The following is a 20,412-nucleotide window of genomic DNA, read 5'->3' as shown; positions in this document are numbered from 1 at the left end:
CATTACTAATGTAGAAGAAAAGCAGATATTATTTTTTCCTGATGGAAAACCGAGAAAAGTTGAGTTTATTTTGAAGTTAAAAAGTTACAGTAAGTGATTTATTATTACACGAAAGAAAACGAAATGTTGGATTACATTTGCTGGAAACATTATGGATACAGTAGTGGAGCAGTGGAGGAAGTATTGCTTAAAAATCCAGGCCTTGCAGAATACGCAAGCTTTTTGCCCGCTGGATTAAGAATTAAGCTTCCTAAAATTCAGAAAATATCGAAAGAATCTGTCATAAATATTTTAGATGAATGACGCCAGACTTTGATATAGTAGCAAAAAATAACCCAGTAACAGAGGTTTTAAAAAAGAGTTTAATATTATTACGTGTTACTGATGGATCCGGTACTACAAGTGACGAAGCTGAGATATATATTAGTTATAACTCTAGCGCTTTAGAACTTAAGGGTAATTTACAAATTTTTCTCGGATACAAAGAAACAGGTTTATTGCCTATGGGAGTATATAAGGCAAATCAAATTACAATACAAAGTCCACCGCAAACTTTAAGAATAAAATGTGATGCTGCAAGTTTAAGAGGATCATTAAAGGAAAGAAAATCAAAGGAATGGAAGGACATTACCTTAGGAGATTTAATTAAAGAAATAGCACAAAAGCATGGGTATGAAGGTAAAGTCGCTGAAAGATTTGAAAATATATTTATACCACATATCATTCAAGCAGATGAAAGCGACATGAGTTTTTTGGAAGGGTTAGGGAAAAAATATGATGCACTAGTAAAACCAGCAGGAGGATATATAATTTTTATTCCAAAGGGAGAAGCAAGATCAGCAACTGGAAAGATGTTAGGCACAACAGTACTTACACCTAAAGATGTTATAAATTGGGAGGTAAATTTTAATGTGCGTAACAAATATGGATCTGTTATTGCAAAATGGCACAGTTATGAAAAGGGAGAAACTATAGAAGAGAAAGTGGGAAATGAGGGTCCAAGTTATACCCTGCAAACGCTTTACTCTACCGTAGAATCAGCAATTAGTGCAGCAGCAGCTAAGTTAAGACAACTAAAACGTAGTACATCAAACTTAAATGTAACTGTTCCTGGTAATCCAGAATTATTTGCAGAAGCTAAGATCAGCCTTTCAGGATTTTGTCAGGAAATTGAAGGTGAATGGATAATTAGCAAGGCAGAACATATTCTGAATAATAGAGGATATCAAACTATAGTAGAGGCAAAAGTGAGCAAAGCTATTTAAATGAAACTTAAGCAAATGATTATTTAATTCTAGATGGGTATAATTATTGCAGTACTACATGAGCAGAAATGTAAGAAGGCTTTTTCATAAAAATTCAATTATACGTCAAGGAGAATTTGATGGATTAATTTTTCTTATAGTGCTAACGGTGTGTATTGTGGTTATATATTTTTCCTTGTTTAAAAAAGGAGATGAGAGTTACAGCGCCACATTAGAAATCGCAGCTAAGAACTGTGACTTGGAAACTGTAAAATCCTTGATAAAAGATAATATAAGTATTGGTGAAAAATCATTACGTTATGTTGCAGGAGAAGGATGTTTAGAAATCGTAAGGTTTTTAGTAGAAGATGGTATTGATATTAATGCTACTAATAAATTTAAATGGACAGCGCTACATTCTGCTGCAGATCAAGGCTATTTAGAAATCGTTGAGTTTCTATTAGAAAAAGGAGCGAATCCTAACATAAAGGATAGCAATGGAAAAAGCCCTAGAAGAATAGCTGTAATGGCATCAAGGCACAACAAAGATAAACCTTACAGAGAAATAATAAAGCTACTTGCAGAAGCAGAGGACCGATACGAATCAACAAAAAGTAATCATTAAAGCTATAAGTTTTCTATGATCTCTATATAAACTTCCAAAACTATCCATAACAGATTAATACTTTCACATAAAAAAGCAAAAAGTTCCAGTTACAGTAATTATCACGTTATTAATCCAAACCGTAGCAATCATATGGTGGTTATCCAAGCTAGACTCAAGGGTACAATTTCACGATAAACTCATTGAATATGGTTTAATGGAAAAAGTGTTAGTACTTGAGGAAAGGGTAAAAAATCTTTCTGAGGAATTAGATGAATTCAAAGATAACTTAAAGTCTGGTGTATAATGCTTAGACTGCGATTGGCGATTTTTCCAATTTTTGACGTATTGTTCAACTAGTGGAGAATCTCCTGTTATGATCAGTAGGTTTTTAGCATTTCTTTGCTGAGCGGCATCTAAAAAGTTAAATGATCCGGTTATGATTTTTTGCTCATCAATAATAATTACCTTGCTATGAGCAATAGCGGGTTTAAAGTCAATCCATATCGAGATTTTGTGCTCAAATAATTCGTTAATTACACTATGTTTTGAACTATAGTATTTTCTAAAATGAATGATAAATTTCCATTATGGTATTACCAACCAAAAGTTGTAAGTCTGTACATTTATACATTAGAGGTCTGAGGCGGCTTTTGATGGTATGCCAACAGTGTTCTATGGGATTCAAATCTGGTGAATATGTTGGAAGATACAGCACATGACAGCAAAAAGACTCTATTAATGATTTTGTTTTAGTGGTCTTATGAAATGTAGCATTATCCATAACTATGGTTGTGCCAAGTGGCAATTTAGGTTTCTCCAACCATATATTGAATACCTCTTTGTCACACCCACCTTTGAAAGTCATTGGTGCAATAAATCTCATTCCAATCCACCCGGCTACTATACTGATTCTCTCTCGCTGGAATATCTGCATAAATTTTCTTTCCTCTTGGAGCACGTCCATATTCTCGGTATAACTTATTATCAACTCCTGCTTCATCTATATATAAGATGCTGGAATGGTCTATTTTTGAGATTTTATCAATGAATTGCTGCCTATCTTCTTGATTGCGCTCTTGATATAGTGTGACTTTTTTTTAAAGTAATTTTTAGCTGTTTTAGTCTATACCAAATTGAATTTATTCCAAATCCAAGATTTTGTTTCATCTCTGCCAGAGTATGATCTGGATTCTTTGTAACATATTCTTCGAGTATTTTTGGGTCTATTTTTCGAATAAAGCTACCGTTTTTAGATGGCTTTAAGCTTTCACCAGCAGCTTTCTTTTTTAACCAGCGGTACAGAGTTGCTATTCCTATCTCCATGAGCTCTGCTATCTCAACCTTTGTCTTCCCTTTTTCTATCATCAATACTGCCTTTTCCCTTAAATCCACACTATATGCCATTATAACTCAAATACTTTATTATACCTTTATCATTTACTTTAGGAAATACTATAGTTTGTGATTCATCTAGAATAACCTTAATATCAACTCCACGCTTTTTAGCTTGAACCAAGGATTCAGCAATAGGCTTTGAGGTAAATTGGTATGCCTGAACCAACACGGATTTTTTAGCATGACCCACGGAATCAATTATTAGGTTGGTGCAATTTTCTCTAGGAGTGAAACATACAGTAGTACTTGGACAAGAAACACAACCTGATAAAAGCAAACAAGTCAAAAAAATCAATAAATATCTAAACATGGCCAAATATATTCTTTCAGTTGACGGTGGAGGCATAAGGGGCATCATACCAGCCATTATACTAGCAGAAATAGAAAAAAGAACAAGAAGAACTATAGCTGAAATCTTTGATCTTATAGCAGGTACTTCAACCGGTGGAATTGTTGTAGCGGGATTATGTAGAAAAGATGAACGAGGAAATCCCCAATATTCAGCCAATGATTTAGTTGAGCTTTACCAAGAGTACGGAGCATATATTTTTAAGTCTTCATTTTTTAGGAGATCAATATTATCTTGGTTTAACTGCGCACAATACCCACATAAAAATATTGAATCTGTACTGGATAAATATTTTGGAGAGGATATTCTAAAAAACACATTAAGTAAGGTACTGATAACAAGTTATGATATTCACAATAATCGTCCATTTTTCTTTAAAAGCTGGAAAGAAGGTAATATTAAGCTGAAAGATGCACTCAGAGCTGCAACGGCTGCACCTACTTATTTCATGCCAAAACATCTCAAAATTAACCAGATAAAAAGAGTATTAGTGGATGGTGGGGTGTTTGCCAATAATCCAGCGGCTTGTGCATATGCAAGTGGTAAGAGGTTATTTCCAAATGATGATATTCTACTGTTATCAATAGGTACTGGAAGAAGAGATAGAAGCATAGCTAATTCAAGGAGATTTGGAAAGATAGGTTGGATAAAACCTCTGTTGAACGTAATGTTTGCCTCAAGTTTAGATGCAGTAAATTACCAACTTGATCAAGTTATAGCTGATAAATATATACGTATACAATCGCAACTAAAAATAGCATCACCTGACATGGATAATATTACATCAAAAAATATCAAATCTCTTCAGCAAGAAGCAAATGCAATGATAGAGGAAAATCAAAAAGTAGTCGATAAATTCTGTGATGTTTTATCTTGATACGTAGAAATGCCAAAAAAATTCTGCAGAGCTAAATAAGGGTTTAGAATAGATAATATATTAACCATTTTTACTTATATCTTAAACACAATTCAATTTTCACACTCATCGGCAGTTAGGCCACTTGCTCGCACAATAATATCAATAGCAACACCTTCCTTTGCTAGATTTTTTGCAACCTTGATCCTTTCTGTTTTTTTAACTTTTTCCTTGCCACTTTTCATATCTTCAGATAGAGATTTGACTAATGATTCTTGTTCTCCGTACTCATCCATTAAACTCAATAGCTTTTTGCTTTCTCTTGTTTTAGGCAGCAGAACTTTAATATTCACTGATAATTCCCCTGCTATTTCATATAATTTATCAAATGATATTTCAGTATATCCTTTTTCATATTCGTGTATTTCCTTGAGTGTTACACCAACTTTATCCGCCAAATCTTTTTGAGTATACCTTCTTATCAATCTCCATTCTTTTATTCTTTGCCCTACTCTGTAATATATAGAATCAGTGCAGATTTCTCTCTCTGTATTATCATACTCATAAATAGATAAGCCGGTTGCTTGGGAAATTATGTCAACTAAAACTCCTTCTTTAACTAGATTTTTTGCTACTTCTAATCTTGCCTCCTCTTGATTGATTTTCTCGCTAATATGAACAAACCTGATTAATGAAGGTACTATTTTGCCTAACTTTTGATTCTCGTATATTTTCGTTAGATAGAGTATTTCCTCGTCTTCATAGCTGTCTTCCCTTACTATTACTGGTTCAGGTAATAAATCTACAACGTCAACTGATAATACTCTTGCTATTATATATAGTACTTCAATTGGAATAGGAATATACCCATCTTCATAGCTGTTTACTTCTTGGTATGTTAAACCTATTTGACTTGCTAATCCTATTTGAGTATGCCCTCGCATTAACCTACAATTTTCTATTCTTTGCCCTATTCCGTAACTAACATTGCTTGCAGAAACAAACATTTATCCTCCATTTAAGAAAAAAACTTTATTGCTGTAATTTTTTTACGAGCTATCCATCTAAAACTACATCAACAGGTAAACCTACCCTTGCAAAATAATATCAATAGAAATTCCACCTTTTACTAGATCCTTTGCAACTTTAATCCTTTCTATCTCTCTCACTTTCTCCTCACAAATACGTATTCCCTCAAACATAGATTTTATTAGTGCATTACGTAGTTCTTGATTTTCAATCTTTTTGTATTCTTCAATTAAATTCGGTAATTCATTTCCTACTCTTTCATCTGCATCTTCTGCTGGTTCAAGTAGATCCACGATATTAATCGATAACGCCTCTGCCATTTCATATAATTTATCAAGTGGAACAGCAACCCTTCCTTGCTCATAGTTACTTATTTCATCACGTGTTGTAGTCATTTTCTCTGCTAAATCCTTTTGAGTGCACTCTCTTACCAGTCTCCATTCCTTTATCTTTTTCCCTATTTTGTAGTAGATAGAACCTATTTTTTCTTCAACACATTCATCAGCAGAGAGACCAATTGCTTGTGAAACAATATCAACAGAAACTCCTGCTTTAACCAGACCCTTTGCAATTTTTATTTTCTCTGCTTTTTTACTACTTTTCTCACTAATTTGAACAAACTTGGTTAGTAAACAAAATATCTTACGTAACTCTTGATCATTAATCTTTTTATATTCTCTTACTAGATCTAATATTTCCTCTCCCTTATCTTCAAAACAGATTTTTTCATTTGATACAGGAATGAGATCCGTAATACTGATTGATAGTGCCTCAGCTATAGCATATAACCTTTCAATTGGAACTCTACGATTCCCTTTCTCATATTGCAGTATTACCCAATACTTTACACCAATTTTCTTAGCTAAATCCTTCTGAGTATACCCTCTCTCTAACCTCCAACTTTTTACTTTTTGCCCTACTTCATAGTCTAGACTTCTTTCCACGCAAAGAACCATATATAATATTTTCTACTATAGCTCAAAGGCTCCAGATATAATAGCCAGACTCTGGAACCTTTAAATTAAAGTGCCCTACAAGTTTCTTTACTATTTTCACGTACTTTGTCTGCCCATGAAAACAATTTTTCACTTACTTCCTTCTGCTTTTCACTCCATATGCCACATCTAGTGAAATTACCTCTTTCTACCACTTCCTTAAGTTTCACTCCCCCAAAAAGGCAATTTTTTCCAATTTCTTCTCCTCTTTTTTGTAATTCAGCCCACATTTCCTTATCCGCTACTTTTACTTGTACCTGACTGCAGTTTTTTACGTCCTGGTACAATACAATATTTAGCTTACCAATGCTTGTAGGAAATTCTAACATGACAGAGCTGCCATCTGAAATATCGGTATAGTTTCTTATACCTCCCTTCTCACTTTTAACCTCAACTGCATCATTGCCAATTTTTAAAATATTACTTCCTAACTCTCTCAGTATTTTGGCAACCTCTACTTTACTGTCCTCAGAAAATTCTATATATAATGTTGCATTGTCTATCTCGATATCTATTAATTCTCCTTCTTGCACAGCACTTTCGCCAGCCTTCTCTAGTTCTTCTAGTCTCTTATCTATCTGTGGCTGAACTTCTGGCTGTAGCTCATTATAGATTTCACCTATTAGTTTATTCTGCAATAAAGTATCATGAAAATCTGCACCACTTAGCATTAATTTACGCATTATCTTTTTTCGATCAGTCTTATCAAATTTATGAAAATGTGTACCCAATACTACATACTCTGCAATGCTCCACTCTCCATCATTACATGCATTTAGCCTTGCTCCAGCAGCTAGTGCTTCGTCTACAACCTTGTGCAGTTCATTTGGACTTTTTGCTCTTACCACAGCACTTTTAAACCAGCTTAACTTTTCACTTTCACCTCTACTTGGCTTTATTTTTTGCAAGGCAGAGGTAAATGGATTTTTATCTTCTTGATCACTTATAGGTTTTGTGCCATATATGTAATCAAGTCCCTTTCCGTAGTTGATTTGAACGTCTCTATTAGGGAAGGCACTTCTCCAGGTTTTTTAGCCTTATTAATTTTGCTTACAAAAGTGGACTGCTGGTTAACACGACCAATTCCTATAATAGTATTCAACATCTCACCTTTTGATAATTTATCAAGATCAATATTTAATTCGTAAGTACCTCCCTTTTTATCATTAAAAGGTACAATTGTTTTATTAACCATATTATCCCCACTATTAAAAATACTTTTTAAGTATACAAACCTTAGTTTGTATATTCTATTACTCATTATAAATTATAGTGAGTAGATTTGCAAATACTTTCTGCTATAACAATCCGTTTTCTCTAAAGCTAAAATAGCCACCACTTGTGATGATAATGTGATCAAATAATCTAACGCTTACAGTACTACACGCTGCTGCTAAGCTCTTTGTTACTGCTTGATCTTCTTCTGAAGGCTCTAAGCTTCCTCCAGGATGGTTATGTGACATTATTACTAATGTTGCATTCTTTATTAATGCTTTTTTTATAATCTCCTTTATGTATACTGGTGCTTTTTCCATTTCGCCAATATAGGATTCTTCTCCGATTAATTGGCGCCTTTTATTCAAGTACAGTATTTTTACACATTCCCTTTCTGAGTGGCCTATACTTACGTTTAAGTACTCTACTAGCCCTTGTAAGTCCATTATTGGCTCACTTTTGAGCTTTTCTCTCAGTACCCTTTCTAGTGTTTCCTTAACACACATAATCATTGCTACTGCAGAATCAGTTACTCCTTCTATGACTTTCAGGTCATCCATTTCTCTACCTAAAATCCTTCCTACTCCTGCATAAGTATTCACCAGATTTTTAGCAATTTCTTGAGCTTGCGGCCTTTCATGTACTGCACTTAAAAATGTTTCCATTATTTCACGATCAAGTAGTGCTTTGCCTTTGCTTTCTAATATTCTGAACTCTATTTCCTCTTTACTTTTACTCATATAATTTACCTTTCACTAACAACAAACTTTTTTTAAATATTTACTGCTGTTTTTTATCAGCATTGGCATAAGGCCATAGCTTTCGAGTGAAGTCAAATCAATTTCTCAATCCTTTTTACTTATTTTTTCATCAAGAGGTAAAGATATTGATAGATACTGATTTTTTTATTTTAAATTTGTTGAATTTCGTCTAAAGAGATGCCTACTGTTTTTAAAATAATATTGATAGAAATTCCTTTTTTTACTAAGTCTTTTGCAATTTTGATCTTTTCTGCTCTTTTCACTTTTTCTTCGCAAATCCGTATGCCTTCAAATAGAGATCTTATTAATGCATTACGTAGTTCTTGACTTTCAATCTTTTTGTATTCTTTTATTAAATCAGGTAGTTCATTTTCTACTATCTCATCTTCTTCTATGAGCAGATCTGTAATGCTAATTGATAATGTTTCTGCTATTGCATATAATTTTTCCAGTGGAATGGCCACACGTCCTTGCTCATAGTTGCTTATTTCATCACGTGTTGTACTCATTTTTTCTGCTAAATCCTTCTGAGTATATTCCCGCACTAGTCTCCATTCTTTTATCTTTTTTCCTATTTGGTAGTAGATAGAACCCGTTTTTTCTTCAACACATTCATCAGCAGATAGACCAATTGTTTTTGAAACAGTATCAACAGAAACTCCTGCTTTAACCAGACCTTTTGCAATTTTTATTCTCTCCGTTTTTTTACTATTTTTCTCACTAACTTGAACAAATTTGGTTAGTAAACAAAACATTCTACGTAATTCCTGATCATTAATCGTTTTATATTTTCTTACTAGATTTAATATTTCCTCTCCCTCATCTTCAAAACAGATTTTTTCATTTGATACAGGAATTAGGTCTACAATACCAATCGACAATATCTCTGCTATAGCATACAACTTTTCAATCGAAATTTTACGTGTTCCTTTTTCATATTGTAGTACTATTTGATACGTTACACCGATTTTTTTTTTGCTAAATCTTTTTGAGTATATCCCTTTGCTAATCTACGATTTCTTACTTCCTGTCCTATTACTTTGTAATCTAAAAAATTAGAGCATTTATTCTCTTTTTTCACATTTTATACTCCATAACCAGAAGAGCTGTTACGTATACTTAATTGGGAACCTTTTTGACAAACTGAACTCATCTCCTTTCAAACAATTTTTCTATATCACTTAGTTTCATTTCTATATACGTTGGTCTTCCGTGATCAGAATATGGAGTTTTCTCAATTTGTCTTAGTATCTCATTCATCTCTTCCAATTTCATTTTTCTTCCTGCTCCGTGGCAAGCGATTATGGATGATATTTTGTTCACCTTATCCTCTATTGGTAGCGTATCTTCTATTTCCATTAACTTATCTACTATATCAACTAGCATCTCTTTTATATCTATTGTTCCCAAGATTGCAGGTATTTCTTTTACCCTTACTTTATCTTCTGATTCTATTTCAATACCAAAACCCATTTCAAAAAGCTTATCTTTATAAGTTTTAACCATCTCCATTCCAGCTTGGTTTTTAATTTTAACTATTTCAGGAATGAGAAGTTTTTGTCTTTTTATGCTTGTTAAGCACTCGTATATCAATCTCTCATAGGCTGCATGTTGATCTACTATAATCAGCCTATCTCCAGCCTCAGCAATAATGTAAGTATTGTAGACCTGACAGCGTGCATATCCTAGAGGGTGATCCTCTATCAAATCAATTTGCTTCTTTTCTAGAACCATCGTTCCCTTTTGGGGTGGAGATTCTCCATATTTAAACGTTTCTGGTAAGCTTTGCCTTCTTTCATCTGGTGCATTGAATTCTTTCATTAAACGATTTTCTAAAAGACTCGGCCTCTTTTCATAAAACTCTTTTTGATTTTTTTTCTCTTTACTATTAACCGGCTCTTGGCTATCAAACTCCTCAATACTTTGAGACTCAACATCACTTGCTGCAAACGTGCCTACTCTAGTCGATAATGCTTTTATTATTCCTCTTCTCACTATTTCATATACTAGCCTCTTGTTCTGAAACCTTACCTCTGATTTATTTGGATGCACATTTACATCTACTTGATCGTATGGTATCTCTAAGTGCAGCACTGCAAAAGGATACCTCCCACTTGGAATAAAGTCCTGATACGCATATCGAATTGCACCAATAAGTAGATTGTCTTTTATTGGCCTGCCATTAACAAACGTATAGATCTGAGTTGAATTACCACGACTAATAGTTGGTTTACAGATGTGTCCCGTAAGTTTGATGCCGTCTTCTTCCTCTTTAACTTCCAGCGAATTGCTCTGAAATTCTTCTTCTGTTTCACATAATCTGTTAAATAATGAAGTTTGCTTAACATATTTTAAGAGCTTTTTATTACCGGAAGTGAGAGTAAACCCAATACTATAGTTAATCATTGCTAAGTTATTTACAATGTCAACAATGCTTTGTGTTTCTGCCCTCTCGGTTTTTAGAAATTTTAATCTATTTGGTGTGGCAAAAAATAAGTCACGAATTTCAATATATGTACCTTGCAACAAAGAACAAGGGATAATCTCTCTTATTTTTTCTCCTCCCTCATATCTTGTAGACCATGCTTCCTTTGCTCCACTCGCCTTAGATGATAATTTCATTCTGCTTACTGCTGCAATTGAAGGCAGAGCCTCTCCTCTAAAGCCAAGATGTCTGATCTCTATTAACTCACTATCACTTAATTTTGAAGTGGCATGCCTCATAAGTGCTAGTTCCAGATCGTTCTTTTCTATTCCATTTCCATCATCTGTCACAGTTATAAGGTTACGTCCACCACTTTCTATTTTGATCTCTATCTCTGAACTTCCAGCATCTATTGCATTTTCTACTAATTCCTTTACTACACTCGCTGGCCTTTCTATTACCTCTCCTGCTGCTATACGGTTTATAGTTTTTGTGTCTAAAAGAATTATTGCCATAACACTCCCTCCAATCTATGAAACTTAGAGCTCCCTCTATTTTTTTGTGATTTCTTGATCTCACAATCTCTATATTTTAGCTTTTTAGATTCCTTTCTAGCAAGTCTATCTGCCTCTTCATTATAGGTATTACCACTGTGAGCCTTAACCCACTTCCAGTTAATATCATGCTGCAAGACAATTTCATCCAATTCCTTCCATAACTCAACGTTTTTTACTGATTTTCTATTGGCTGTCTTCCAACCATTTGTTCTCCACTTATTGATCCACTCTGTTATACCTCGTTTAATATACTGACTATCAGTGTGTAAAACAACTTTGCAAGAAACTTTCAACATCTTTAGCCCGTTAATCACAGCCTTTTTGTTGTTCGTTGTGTTTTCTTCACCTCCAGAGATACGTTTTTTGATAAAGACACTTTTTTTTCATACATCATCACAGCTGCCCATCCACCAGGACCTGGATTTCCATCCATCTGTATATATTATAACCTTTTTTTTTTCGCCCATACTTACAGAATATAGATTCAACGTAAATTTGCCACCGAAATGTTGACATTAAGTTTCAAGATCTTTATCATGTAAAGGTGTGGGAGGCTAATGAACCTGTCCTCACGATGTTAGGTAAATCGTAATTGAGCTTTTAGGCTCGTATTTTTATTAGGAGGTTAGTCTCTCATACCCAAAATAATTGTTTTTAAAGCTCTTAATAGCTCATGAATTCATTTGCTGGGGTTTATAGAGGGAGTTGTAAAAGATGATAAAATATAACATTAAGGTGCGTGGTAGCATTCTAGGGTCATTTATGAAGGTAGTTTTTTGCCGACTCTTGAAATTTAGCTAACCTTAATAGACTTTAGCACAAAAACGTTGAATATTTCTTCACAATTGTGTATAATTACTAATGCTTTTTAAGTGGATTTCCTATGACTTTATCTAAATTTCTTGATCCAAAAAACGATCTTAGTTTCAAGAAAATCTTTAGCTCTGAAAAGAATAAAAATATCCTCATTCACTTCCTCAACGATATCTTAGGTTTTTCTACTTCTGATCAAATAATGGAGATTGAATTCCTCAGTACTATCATGGATCCTGAAATTGCTTCTGACAAACAAAGCATTGTTGATGTTCTTTGCAAAGACTCTATTGGTAATAGATTTGTCATCGAAATGCAGCTCGCTCGTGATAAAGGCTTTGAAAAACGTGCTCAACTTTATGCTGCTAAGGCTTACTCAAGACAATTAGATAAATCTGGTAATTACATTGATCTTCAGAAAGTCTTTTTTATTGCTATTTCCAATTGTAACCTTCTGCCTGGAGAAGTTGACTATATTTCTACTCATAATATACGGGATATCAAAACCAATGGTCATTACTTAAAAGATCTACAATTTGTCTTTATTGAGTTGCCTAAGTTTTCAAAAAATAAGGTAGAGCAATTAGAGAATACTACAGAGAGATGGTGTTTCTTTTTTAAATACGCAGAAGAAACAACTGAAGAAGATCTAAAAAAGATAGCAGCAGAAGCTCCGATAATAAAGCTAGCATATGATGAATTAGACAGGTTTCGCTGGAATGAAAAGGATTTGATCGCATATGAAGAAAGAATATTGAGCGTGCAGAAAGAAAAGGCTATCCTTGCTCAAAAACTCGATGATGCTACTCACAAAGGTAGACAAGAAGGCATTCTCATTGGTGAAGAACGCGGCATCAAAATTGGTGAAGAGAAGGGTGAACAACAGGCTAAAATAGCTGTGGCCGAAAACTCACTCAAGGCCGGTGTTCCTATAGATGTTATAGCTCAAATTACCGGTCTCTCTCATTCTGAAATTTTACAACTCAGGGAAAAAACATAATTATTCACTTTAACATTTATAAAAACCTTTTCTAAGTTAGACATGTCCCCTAATTAAGAATCTAGTGAACTGTCTAAAACAGCTATGAAGATTGCACACAGAATTATATAAATTACTATCATAACATTACCCAAACTTCTATATCAAAGCTACGTACTGTAAGTTCAATATGGAAAACACATTAACCACTTAGCATTTAATGTCTACTTCATCCATTTTAGGATTAAGACTATCAAACTTGCTACTGGTTGTTTCCCTAATTATTTTGGCTACCCTCACTTTAAATTTTCCACTACTTGGCATATTATAGCTCCACCTCTTATATTATAACCTACCTATTGAGATTAACTCCAAGCTTAGTTACTCCTATCTCAGAAAGACAAGTTGATACTTTTGAATGGCTGTGAACTGAAGCATTACTTAAATAACTTTGAGGCTCTAAACTCATTTGCTTTGCATCATCAACTTCTAATCTACCATCTCTGTTGTGTAATATCTGCTCTATTGATTGATTTAGCAGACCCTTATTAAATTGAGCTATAAACTTTTCAAATTTCTTCGGACTTAATTTACCAGCTTCTTTACCAGAACATGCTTTCTCTACATATGAGTTAAAAATCCCCGAAATCTCATCAAATTTACCACTCATGATTTTTCCTGTAACTTCTTTCTGTATTTCAACAAAATCAATATTTAACCGATGCATTGATATGCCACTTTTTAATGCAGCTTGTTCTACTACTTTCTCAAATTCCTCTGTAATATTTAATGCATAGCCCTGCGCTTCCAGTAATGATACGTGCTGATCTGCTGTAGAAATGTATTTTTGACCTGTAACTTTTCTAATAAGCACATCAAGTAACATGATTGTGCCGTTTATATCTACTGGTGAATCAACTTGTGAGATTGGACTTGTAGTACTTGATACTCCGTCAGACAATGTAGGTTTAGAATCTAATAACCGACCTATTGAGGTTTTTACTGAACCGAACAAACTGTTTATCCATGAAGATAGTGCACTTGCTCTGCTTGTAGCTTTCTTATAGCGCACCTCTTCTGCCTTATTCACTTTGATTTTTTTTCTATTTATTGCAGCAATCTCTATGCCACCTACTACCATAACCTCTACATCATCATATCCTACTGTAGGACTTTTTTCATCTATCATAGACTCAATTTTACCTACTATAGCTTTTCCTTCTATTCTAGCTTTTGTTGTCTTTTCAATAGGTGAATAACGATGACGGTTCCCTCTATGATAAGCATGTCTTTTATGATGACGTATATGCTTTGGTGCAACGTATTCATTTCTTCTTTCTGCCTTCTCTAAAAAGGAAATTATGTTTGTGAAACCTTTATCTCTTGCAATATCTAAAGGCTTCTTACTATTATTGTCACGAATATTAACATCAGCATTTTTAAAAATCAGAAGTTGTAACAAACTAAAATCATGATTATTTTGAACTAAATAACCCATTAGAAGGACAACGCGGTGCAAAGACGTCTTGCCCTGGGTATCCTGAGCATTAACATCAATACCACTGTTAAGCAGCAGCTCTACAATCTTTAACTTAGTATCTTTTAGGTTATTAACGCCGTTATCAACAAAACACTGAGAGATAGCAAGGTGCAGAAATGTCTCGCCGAAATCGTTTTTAGCATTGATAAGAGTATATCTATCATCCCTGTTTCTCATACCATCAAGAAGAGCTTCAAGCAAGTTCGACTTATTCTCCTGGATAGCTTTTCTTATAAGTGACTTTGCTTCTTCAGGCCCTGAGGTTTTTATTAGCTGAGAATACTGTTTCTGTTTTTCTTTATTAAAGTCCATTATAACATCTTGTGGATTGCAAGTAGAAGCTATACATTTTGAGTTAGAAACTATTGTATCATTAAAAGCAAACATCATTTCTCTTGCTGGTTGATAAGTATTCCAGTTCTCTACTTTTACAAGAGTGTTATTTTTATGTGATAGCAATAAGGTATCATTCATAACTTTCATATCGAAATCTAATATAGACTTACCTTTCAAATCAACTAAACCAATATCATTCTTATTAATAGGCTGATTATGATAAATCTGTAACCCTTGTTCATCTGGTTTATAATACCTGAAAGAACTAAAATCATCAGCTCTTTCTCCAAATTCTTCTGGTTCTATAATTCTATTGTTTAGTTCTATAGATAAATCCCAGTTTCTATGAACAAAAGAATAGTAATCTGTGATATATGCTCCTTTATCTGATAACAATAGCAAATCATTATTGAGTTTTAAAAAAAGCACCTTATCTGAATCAAATGTGAAACAATTATAATGATTTAACAGATCAGTACCATTAACGCTAAATCTTCCATCTATTTTTAAGCTATGAGAACAATAATCACGCTCTAGTTCACCATTCTGAAGTTTATAATATTTTTCCCTATCAAATGTTACCGTAACATCTTTATAATCTGGTAGCAGGGTTACATTTAGTCTACTTTTGTTAATCTTTATTTCTCCTTCATTATTCTCTGCAAATTGTATATCATTTAATGTGCTATTTAATTGACTAAAGTCTAATATACCATTTGCTTGAGCAATCGTAATATTAGCACTTTTTTCATCGAAAAGATAAAGATGGTTTATATTACTTGGAGCTTCCCAGTAAAAATTATGGTGCTCTTTATCAGGATAAAAAATATGATTACTAAAACTACCTATAGTACTACGATAATTAGTACTTGATAATTGCTTTGTAATATTAAAGTTCCGATTATCTATTGTTTGCAACTTATCTAACTCATCATCTAATATAACATCACTACCAACGCTTTTTGTTATTTGTAGACTTGCTACTGTTCCAGTATTACTCTCTACTTTCGTTGGAGTTACAAACAAACCATCTGCTGTTTTTATTAATGTCTGTTTATCTACACTTATAGAATCTCCACTTTTATTATAAATATTTGTTCTGTCGTTAACATGAGTTATTTTATCTATATCACTAAAATTTATCGGCAATAATACTAAGCCACTTCCGTGAATAGAATCACCAAAATAACCTTTTATTGTAGCAAAGTTTTTTGCTGTTATTATATCATTTCCACCCTTACCATCTACATAATCTGCATTAGAGAACTTTATATAATTAGTTCTATTACTGCCGATAATAGAATGTATGTTTATTGAATCTGTAGTAAGATTACCTTGTGTTATAACTATATTCTTTTGTCTATCTACTCCTAAATCACAAGAGAACTTCCCTGCTATGTAAAAGAAATTTCTACCTGAGTTATACACCTTGCAACTATCTAATGACTTTTCAAAATAGTACCTATTTTCTACCTTACCTCTTCTACCTCGATCACCATTTAAAATATCCTTTTCTTGAAAAACAACATTAATATTAGCATTTTGAGCTGTTATATAGTATACGCTTTCATACCCACGGAAATTCTTATTTCTGTATATAACCGCATTATAACAGTCGCTAGGGTATTCTTGTAAAAACCACTTTTCAAATGTTCTATTTAGTAATACATTACTATGATCATATAAGTTATCACATCCTGAGCCAATTCCATTTACAACACAGTCAGTACAGGGAGGATTATCAATTTGTACTTTAATATCGCTATCGTGTGGTCCGCAAACGACACTATAACTTTCAATGTTCGTAGGAATCACTCTAGAATTAATATTACTGATATGAAATGGATATGTAACATTCGTATTGAATCCAAAATCAAACTTAGTATCAACTATTTTTGTGTTAGTACGACAATAAACTCTGAAGGGTTGTATTTCCCCATAAACACGCTTTTCCTTTGTAACCAATATATAAGGCAGCGACATAACTATTTTATCATAATTACCTTTATATTGGCTTATAAGCTTTAATACATATTGTTTATATATACTTTCTGCCTCTATATCATTTTCTATATAATCTGGTACTTTTTTAGCAAGAAAGAAATCCCAATACAAATCATGCTTCTCCTGATCTGTAAGATTTATGTGCTCTTCCAATTTCTCTACCTCAAGCTCTGCTTCTACAAATTGCGATATAATAATAACAGCAACTGAAATAGCAGTACCAACTGGACCAGCAAATTCTCCCATTACTCCAGCTTCTATTCCTACGGCTGACATTGTCTCAGTAACAATCGCAGGTACATCTGCAGCTATAAAAATGGAGTTAGTTGCGATGTTTAGGTCAGCAATCTTTATATCTACAGGATTCGTTGCACTTTCCCGAGCTTTTATCGACTCTGCTAACCCTAAAAATGCTGCAAAGTTACCTATAGCAGGTCCCATAACTGGGGCAAACCCCTTTAGCATTTGAGAATCAAGTTTTTCTCCTAATCCTAATATTTTTCCAGAGATTTTCTCACCAATCTTCGGCATTACCCAGAGATTTAATGCATCATAACCTAGGCCTTCTACATCTCCATTTGCTATATGTTTACCAACTAAAAATACTGTAAAGGCAAAACCTGCACTTTCTGCTACTTTCCCTATTTTTTCTGCTACCCCATATCCTCTGAGAATATTTTTGATTTCTTCTTTATTTTCTTTCATCTCCTTTACAATATCCTTGATCTCTGGGTCTATTGAATTTAGATCTACATTTTTAACCTTTGCAATAAATGCTTCTTCAACATTTTGGTCTGTAGCTTCACCTCTAGAGATTCGTTCAGAAACTTTGAAAAGCTGATCATAAAACTCAATATTCTTTACTCTTTCCGCTACCTTGTTAGCATTAAACAACTCTTTAATACGTTGCTCTTTTTCTTCCTCTGTAATATTTTCTTCATCACGTGAGTCTATGCAGTACATGCCTATATTTCTTATTTTTCTTCTTTTAGCTTCTAAACATTCCATTTGAGGCCCAGTTTTAAGCCTTAGCCTTTTTCTTGCACCACCTCTTTCGGGAGAGCTAATCTCACCTTGAGATGTGGTATGATAGACTTCAATACTTTTTATGCTTGCTGTAATTAAATCTTTATCGGACCTACTAGATTGATTAAAAACCATGGCTAAAAACTTGGCTGTTCTCTTATCAGTAAAAGATCTAAGAATTTTATATTTGTCACTCATCTGTTTTTCTGCATGTCCTAATTTTTTCTTTACACTACTATTAGCACATTTTAATTCTATGATAATTGGTTCATCTTCCTCAATAGTAGATTCATCTCCTTGCAAATATGTAAAAGATAGCGCCAGGTCCATTTTCCCTAATGAAGATATATTAGATTCCACATACACTTTAATCTCTTTACCATCTTGCGTTTTTCCATTTATCAATAACCCTTGCATTATTGCTTGAAAGTCCACTTCTCTTTTTATTAATTCCTTAAAAGGCAATAAAGCTTCTACTAAAGGAGATAGTGACTCTTTTAACTTATTTCCCATCATCTCTTCATCTTTACTTTCCTTAAGCAAGTCTACAACATCAATTCCACGTAATTGTTCAATTAAGCTATTTACGTCAACATTCCCTATTCTTTCAAATTTACCCTTGTATCTATTTTTAGAGTTATGAGAGACTTCTTTTATATTTATATCCTGAAAATAAGACTTATCTTTTCTTTCTCCTACTTCAAACCCACCTAGGTTATTCTTTACTCCTGTGTTTATTATCAGGTCGATTTTAACTGCAGAATCAATATCCAGTTCATCAATTGGAGGAATTTTATTACTGTCAAATCTCTTTTGCCTTCTAAGTTCTCTTAATTCACCACTACGTTCTATAATATTTAATATTACTGCTCTATCTTCCCCTTGATTGAATAGTAGAAATGTAGTAGCCTCTCTTCCTATACTTCTATCTTCATTCTGATAAGTGAAAATATTTTTATCTATACTATCCATAGCTAAAATCTGTCCGAACACTAGTTTGCTTAAATAGTTTTTATCCTTACTTGGTATCAAGTGATATAAGTTCTTTAGTTCTGCCTTTAAATTTTCCTTTGCTTCATTGCCATCAAAATCTTTAGCACCTTCTAATAATTGATGCACAAAACCTTGGGATTGAAAAATCTTAGCTTGTTCTGTCTTTACTTCAGCATAACTAATTCCCACTATAACCGCCTCTTCTGCTTTAGTTCTAATGCTGAGGTTATACAAATAACCTTTGTTCTTGATCTGTGTTATAGCTTCATCAGCAGTATGACCTTCTCCTTTAAACTCAACAACTACTGGAACAGGTTTAGGATTTATCCTACCATTTGCATCTTTTGTACGTGACATAAGTATTAAATCTGCACGTCCGTTACCTGCAGCACGTTCAACATAACAATTAAGACCATAACGATATTTAAAATTTAATGCTAAAGCTCCATAAACAAACCCATGATATGCTGCTTCTGAGTTGCCCAGTGAAAACTTTCCCTGATTACTTTTGTATATTTCGGCCAGTTCAAGAAAAATTTCTCTAATACCAACTATTACTTGATCTATACTCTTATCAGAAAGCTGTTTAAATGCACCTTCAAGACTTGTAGACCGACCTATATTGATCTCCTCAAATTCACTAGTTTGAGATGGAGAAGACACCAAATCCTTAAATTTTTCTTTTACTCTATCTCTTTGTTCTCTATATAGTTCGAATGACAGGTTGCCTAAATCTTCTTCAGTACGCATATGAAACGAATACTCATTTATATCTGTGTTATCTATGTCAGAGATCTCTAGTGTTTTTGCTATCTCTTTAAGTTCATCATCATTATAACAATATTTCCGTTTTAAATCCCCATAACCTGTAATTTGATCATTTGTAAAAGCTCTAAGAACCACTTGTTTTCTTCCACTTTTTTCAAGAAAAAAGCATAGTTTTACAATGCTAATCTCATTTTTCAATCCCTCTACTTTCAAATTAGTACGTTTAATATACACCTTATTGATGCCAAGCTTTTCTACTAGACCACTATTAGGAAGGGTTAAAATCGATCCTAATATGCTATGAATAAAAAACTCAGGACTAGATGTTGAACCAATATTTGGAGTTTCACGAAGAAATAAACTAAACTTTTCAGCAAATCCCTTAGGTGCATCGAAATTTACTGAGAGAACAGGGTTACCCTTACTGTTACCTGGATTAATTGGTTCAGTGAGTAATAATTCTATTAACTCAAGCTTGTGTTCAATATGTTTCGCTTCAGCTGTTGCTCTTGGCATTTTC

15 protein-coding genes and 4 pseudogenes are annotated in these 20,412 nt (G+C 33.5%); 7 read left to right on the top strand and 12 right to left on the bottom strand.

What is annotated here, in order from left to right:
* The first annotated feature begins 1 nt into the window (after position 1).
* The 5 genes from OPR44_RS01980 to OPR44_RS01960 all read left to right on the top strand — a co-directional run bounded on the left by OPR44_RS01980 (position 2) and on the right by OPR44_RS01960 (position 2,155).
* Positions 2-97: a hypothetical protein gene (locus OPR44_RS01980; protein WP_264339579.1), complete on the top strand. Its 96-nt coding sequence runs from the start codon at positions 2-4 to the stop codon at positions 95-97.
* Between the two features lie 26 nt (positions 98-123).
* Entirely contained in the window at positions 124-303 is a 180-nt protein-coding gene (locus OPR44_RS01975) for a tail protein X (protein ID WP_265015165.1), read from the top strand.
* Positions 300-1,265 carry a phage late control D family protein gene (locus OPR44_RS01970; RefSeq protein ID WP_265015164.1) on the top strand — a complete coding sequence of 322 codons (966 nt, stop codon included), beginning with the start codon at positions 300-302 and terminating at the stop codon, positions 1,263-1,265. The genes OPR44_RS01975 and OPR44_RS01970 overlap by 4 nt, the downstream gene beginning before the upstream one ends.
* Before the next feature lie 58 nt (positions 1,266-1,323).
* A complete protein-coding gene (locus OPR44_RS01965) occupies positions 1,324-1,869 on the top strand; it encodes an ankyrin repeat domain-containing protein (protein WP_264339202.1) in 546 nt (181 codons plus the stop codon).
* Between the two features lie 67 nt (positions 1,870-1,936).
* Entirely contained in the window at positions 1,937-2,155 is a 219-nt protein-coding gene (locus tag OPR44_RS01960) for a hypothetical protein (protein WP_264339201.1), read from the top strand.
* On the opposite strand, the pseudogene OPR44_RS01955 reads toward OPR44_RS01960, so the two are convergent.
* The 4 genes and pseudogenes from OPR44_RS01955 to OPR44_RS08730 all read right to left on the bottom strand — a co-directional run.
* Positions 2,146-2,400, bottom strand: a pseudogene (locus OPR44_RS01955) (phospholipase D-like domain-containing protein); the annotation flags it as partial. The gene OPR44_RS01960 and the pseudogene OPR44_RS01955 sit on opposite strands and share 10 nt — an antisense overlap.
* 13 nt (positions 2,401-2,413) lie before the next feature.
* Positions 2,414-2,851, bottom strand: coding sequence for a transposase (locus OPR44_RS08640; protein ID WP_320157101.1), 438 nt, complete (start codon positions 2,849-2,851; stop codon positions 2,414-2,416).
* Positions 2,852-2,907: 56 nt separating this feature from the next.
* Positions 2,908-3,255, bottom strand: a complete 348-nt coding sequence (locus OPR44_RS01945; protein WP_264336399.1) for a transposase — start codon at positions 3,253-3,255, stop codon at positions 2,908-2,910.
* Positions 3,245-3,436, bottom strand: a complete 192-nt coding sequence (locus OPR44_RS08730; protein ID WP_406829270.1) for a phospholipase D-like domain-containing protein — start codon at positions 3,434-3,436, stop codon at positions 3,245-3,247. The genes OPR44_RS01945 and OPR44_RS08730 overlap by 11 nt, the downstream gene beginning before the upstream one ends.
* 118 nt (positions 3,437-3,554) lie before the next feature.
* Here OPR44_RS08730 and OPR44_RS01935 point away from each other — a divergent pair, with 118 nt between their 5' ends.
* Complete coding sequence (locus OPR44_RS01935) at positions 3,555-4,472, top strand: patatin-like phospholipase family protein (RefSeq protein ID WP_264374795.1); 918 nt, start codon at positions 3,555-3,557, stop codon at positions 4,470-4,472.
* 92 nt (positions 4,473-4,564) lie between these two features.
* On the opposite strand, the gene wmk (OPR44_RS01930) is transcribed toward OPR44_RS01935, so the two are convergent.
* From wmk (OPR44_RS01930) to rnhA, 7 genes and pseudogenes are all read right to left on the bottom strand, one after another.
* Complete coding sequence (gene wmk, locus OPR44_RS01930) at positions 4,565-5,458, bottom strand: WO male-killing family protein Wmk (protein WP_265015163.1); 894 nt, start codon at positions 5,456-5,458, stop codon at positions 4,565-4,567.
* 81 nt (positions 5,459-5,539) lie between these two features.
* A complete protein-coding gene (wmk, locus tag OPR44_RS01925; protein ID WP_406829269.1) occupies positions 5,540-6,436 on the bottom strand; it encodes a WO male-killing family protein Wmk in 897 nt (298 codons plus the stop codon).
* Between the two features lie 65 nt (positions 6,437-6,501).
* Positions 6,502-7,670, bottom strand: a pseudogene (locus OPR44_RS01920) (hypothetical protein).
* A 103-nt stretch (positions 7,671-7,773) separates the two neighbouring features.
* Entirely contained in the window at positions 7,774-8,430 is a 657-nt protein-coding gene (locus OPR44_RS01915; RefSeq protein ID WP_265015162.1) for a JAB domain-containing protein, read from the bottom strand.
* Positions 8,431-8,600: 170 nt separating this feature from the next.
* Positions 8,601-9,532: pseudogene (gene wmk / locus OPR44_RS01910) on the bottom strand (WO male-killing family protein Wmk).
* A gap of 68 nt (positions 9,533-9,600) precedes the next feature.
* A complete protein-coding gene (mutL, locus tag OPR44_RS01905; RefSeq protein WP_265015161.1) occupies positions 9,601-11,391 on the bottom strand; it encodes a DNA mismatch repair endonuclease MutL in 1,791 nt (596 codons plus the stop codon).
* 92 nt (positions 11,392-11,483) lie between these two features.
* A pseudogene (gene rnhA / locus OPR44_RS01900) lies at positions 11,484-11,900 on the bottom strand (ribonuclease HI); the annotation flags it as partial.
* 416 nt (positions 11,901-12,316) lie between these two features.
* On the opposite strand from rnhA, the gene OPR44_RS01895 reads away from it, so the two are divergent.
* Positions 12,317-13,246, top strand: coding sequence for an Rpn family recombination-promoting nuclease/putative transposase (locus tag OPR44_RS01895; protein WP_265015160.1), 930 nt, complete (start codon positions 12,317-12,319; stop codon positions 13,244-13,246).
* A 331-nt stretch (positions 13,247-13,577) separates the two neighbouring features.
* Here OPR44_RS01895 and OPR44_RS01890 read toward each other — a convergent pair whose 3' ends face one another.
* Positions 13,578-20,408, bottom strand: a complete 6,831-nt coding sequence (locus OPR44_RS01890; RefSeq protein WP_265015159.1) for a latrotoxin-related protein — start codon at positions 20,406-20,408, stop codon at positions 13,578-13,580.
* Between the last annotated feature and the right edge of the window lie 4 nt (positions 20,409-20,412).

Origin of the sequence: Wolbachia endosymbiont (group B) of Camptogramma bilineatum (assembly GCF_947251825.1) — a bacterium.
Lineage (GTDB): Bacteria > Pseudomonadota > Alphaproteobacteria > Rickettsiales > Anaplasmataceae > Wolbachia.
This window is presented reverse-complemented; position numbering and strand designations above follow the sequence as displayed.

Excerpts from the sequence above, each read along its gene's own strand:
- OPR44_RS01975 (WP_265015165.1), top strand. The coding sequence starts at position 124 with ATGTTGGATTACATTTGCTGGAAACATTATGGATACAGTAGTGGAGCA.
- OPR44_RS01895 (WP_265015160.1), top strand. The coding sequence starts at position 12,317 with ATGACTTTATCTAAATTTCTTGATCCAAAAAACGATCTTAGTTTCAAG.
- OPR44_RS01965 (WP_264339202.1), top strand. The coding sequence starts at position 1,324 with ATGAGCAGAAATGTAAGAAGGCTTTTTCATAAAAATTCAATTATACGT.
- OPR44_RS01970 (WP_265015164.1), top strand. The coding sequence starts at position 300 with ATGACGCCAGACTTTGATATAGTAGCAAAAAATAACCCAGTAACAGAG.
- OPR44_RS01945 (WP_264336399.1), bottom strand. The coding sequence starts at position 3,255 with ATGGCATATAGTGTGGATTTAAGGGAAAAGGCAGTATTGATGATAGAA.
- OPR44_RS01915 (WP_265015162.1), bottom strand. The coding sequence starts at position 8,430 with ATGAGTAAAAGTAAAGAGGAAATAGAGTTCAGAATATTAGAAAGCAAA.
- OPR44_RS01935 (WP_264374795.1), top strand. The coding sequence starts at position 3,555 with ATGGCCAAATATATTCTTTCAGTTGACGGTGGAGGCATAAGGGGCATC.
- mutL (WP_265015161.1), bottom strand. The coding sequence starts at position 11,391 with ATGGCAATAATTCTTTTAGACACAAAAACTATAAACCGTATAGCAGCA.
- OPR44_RS08640 (WP_320157101.1), bottom strand. The coding sequence starts at position 2,851 with ATGAAGCAGGAGTTGATAATAAGTTATACCGAGAATATGGACGTGCTC.
- OPR44_RS01890 (WP_265015159.1), bottom strand. The coding sequence starts at position 20,408 with ATGCCAAGAGCAACAGCTGAAGCGAAACATATTGAACACAAGCTTGAG.
- wmk (WP_265015163.1), bottom strand. The coding sequence starts at position 5,458 with ATGTTTGTTTCTGCAAGCAATGTTAGTTACGGAATAGGGCAAAGAATA.
- wmk (WP_406829269.1), bottom strand. The coding sequence starts at position 6,436 with ATGGTTCTTTGCGTGGAAAGAAGTCTAGACTATGAAGTAGGGCAAAAA.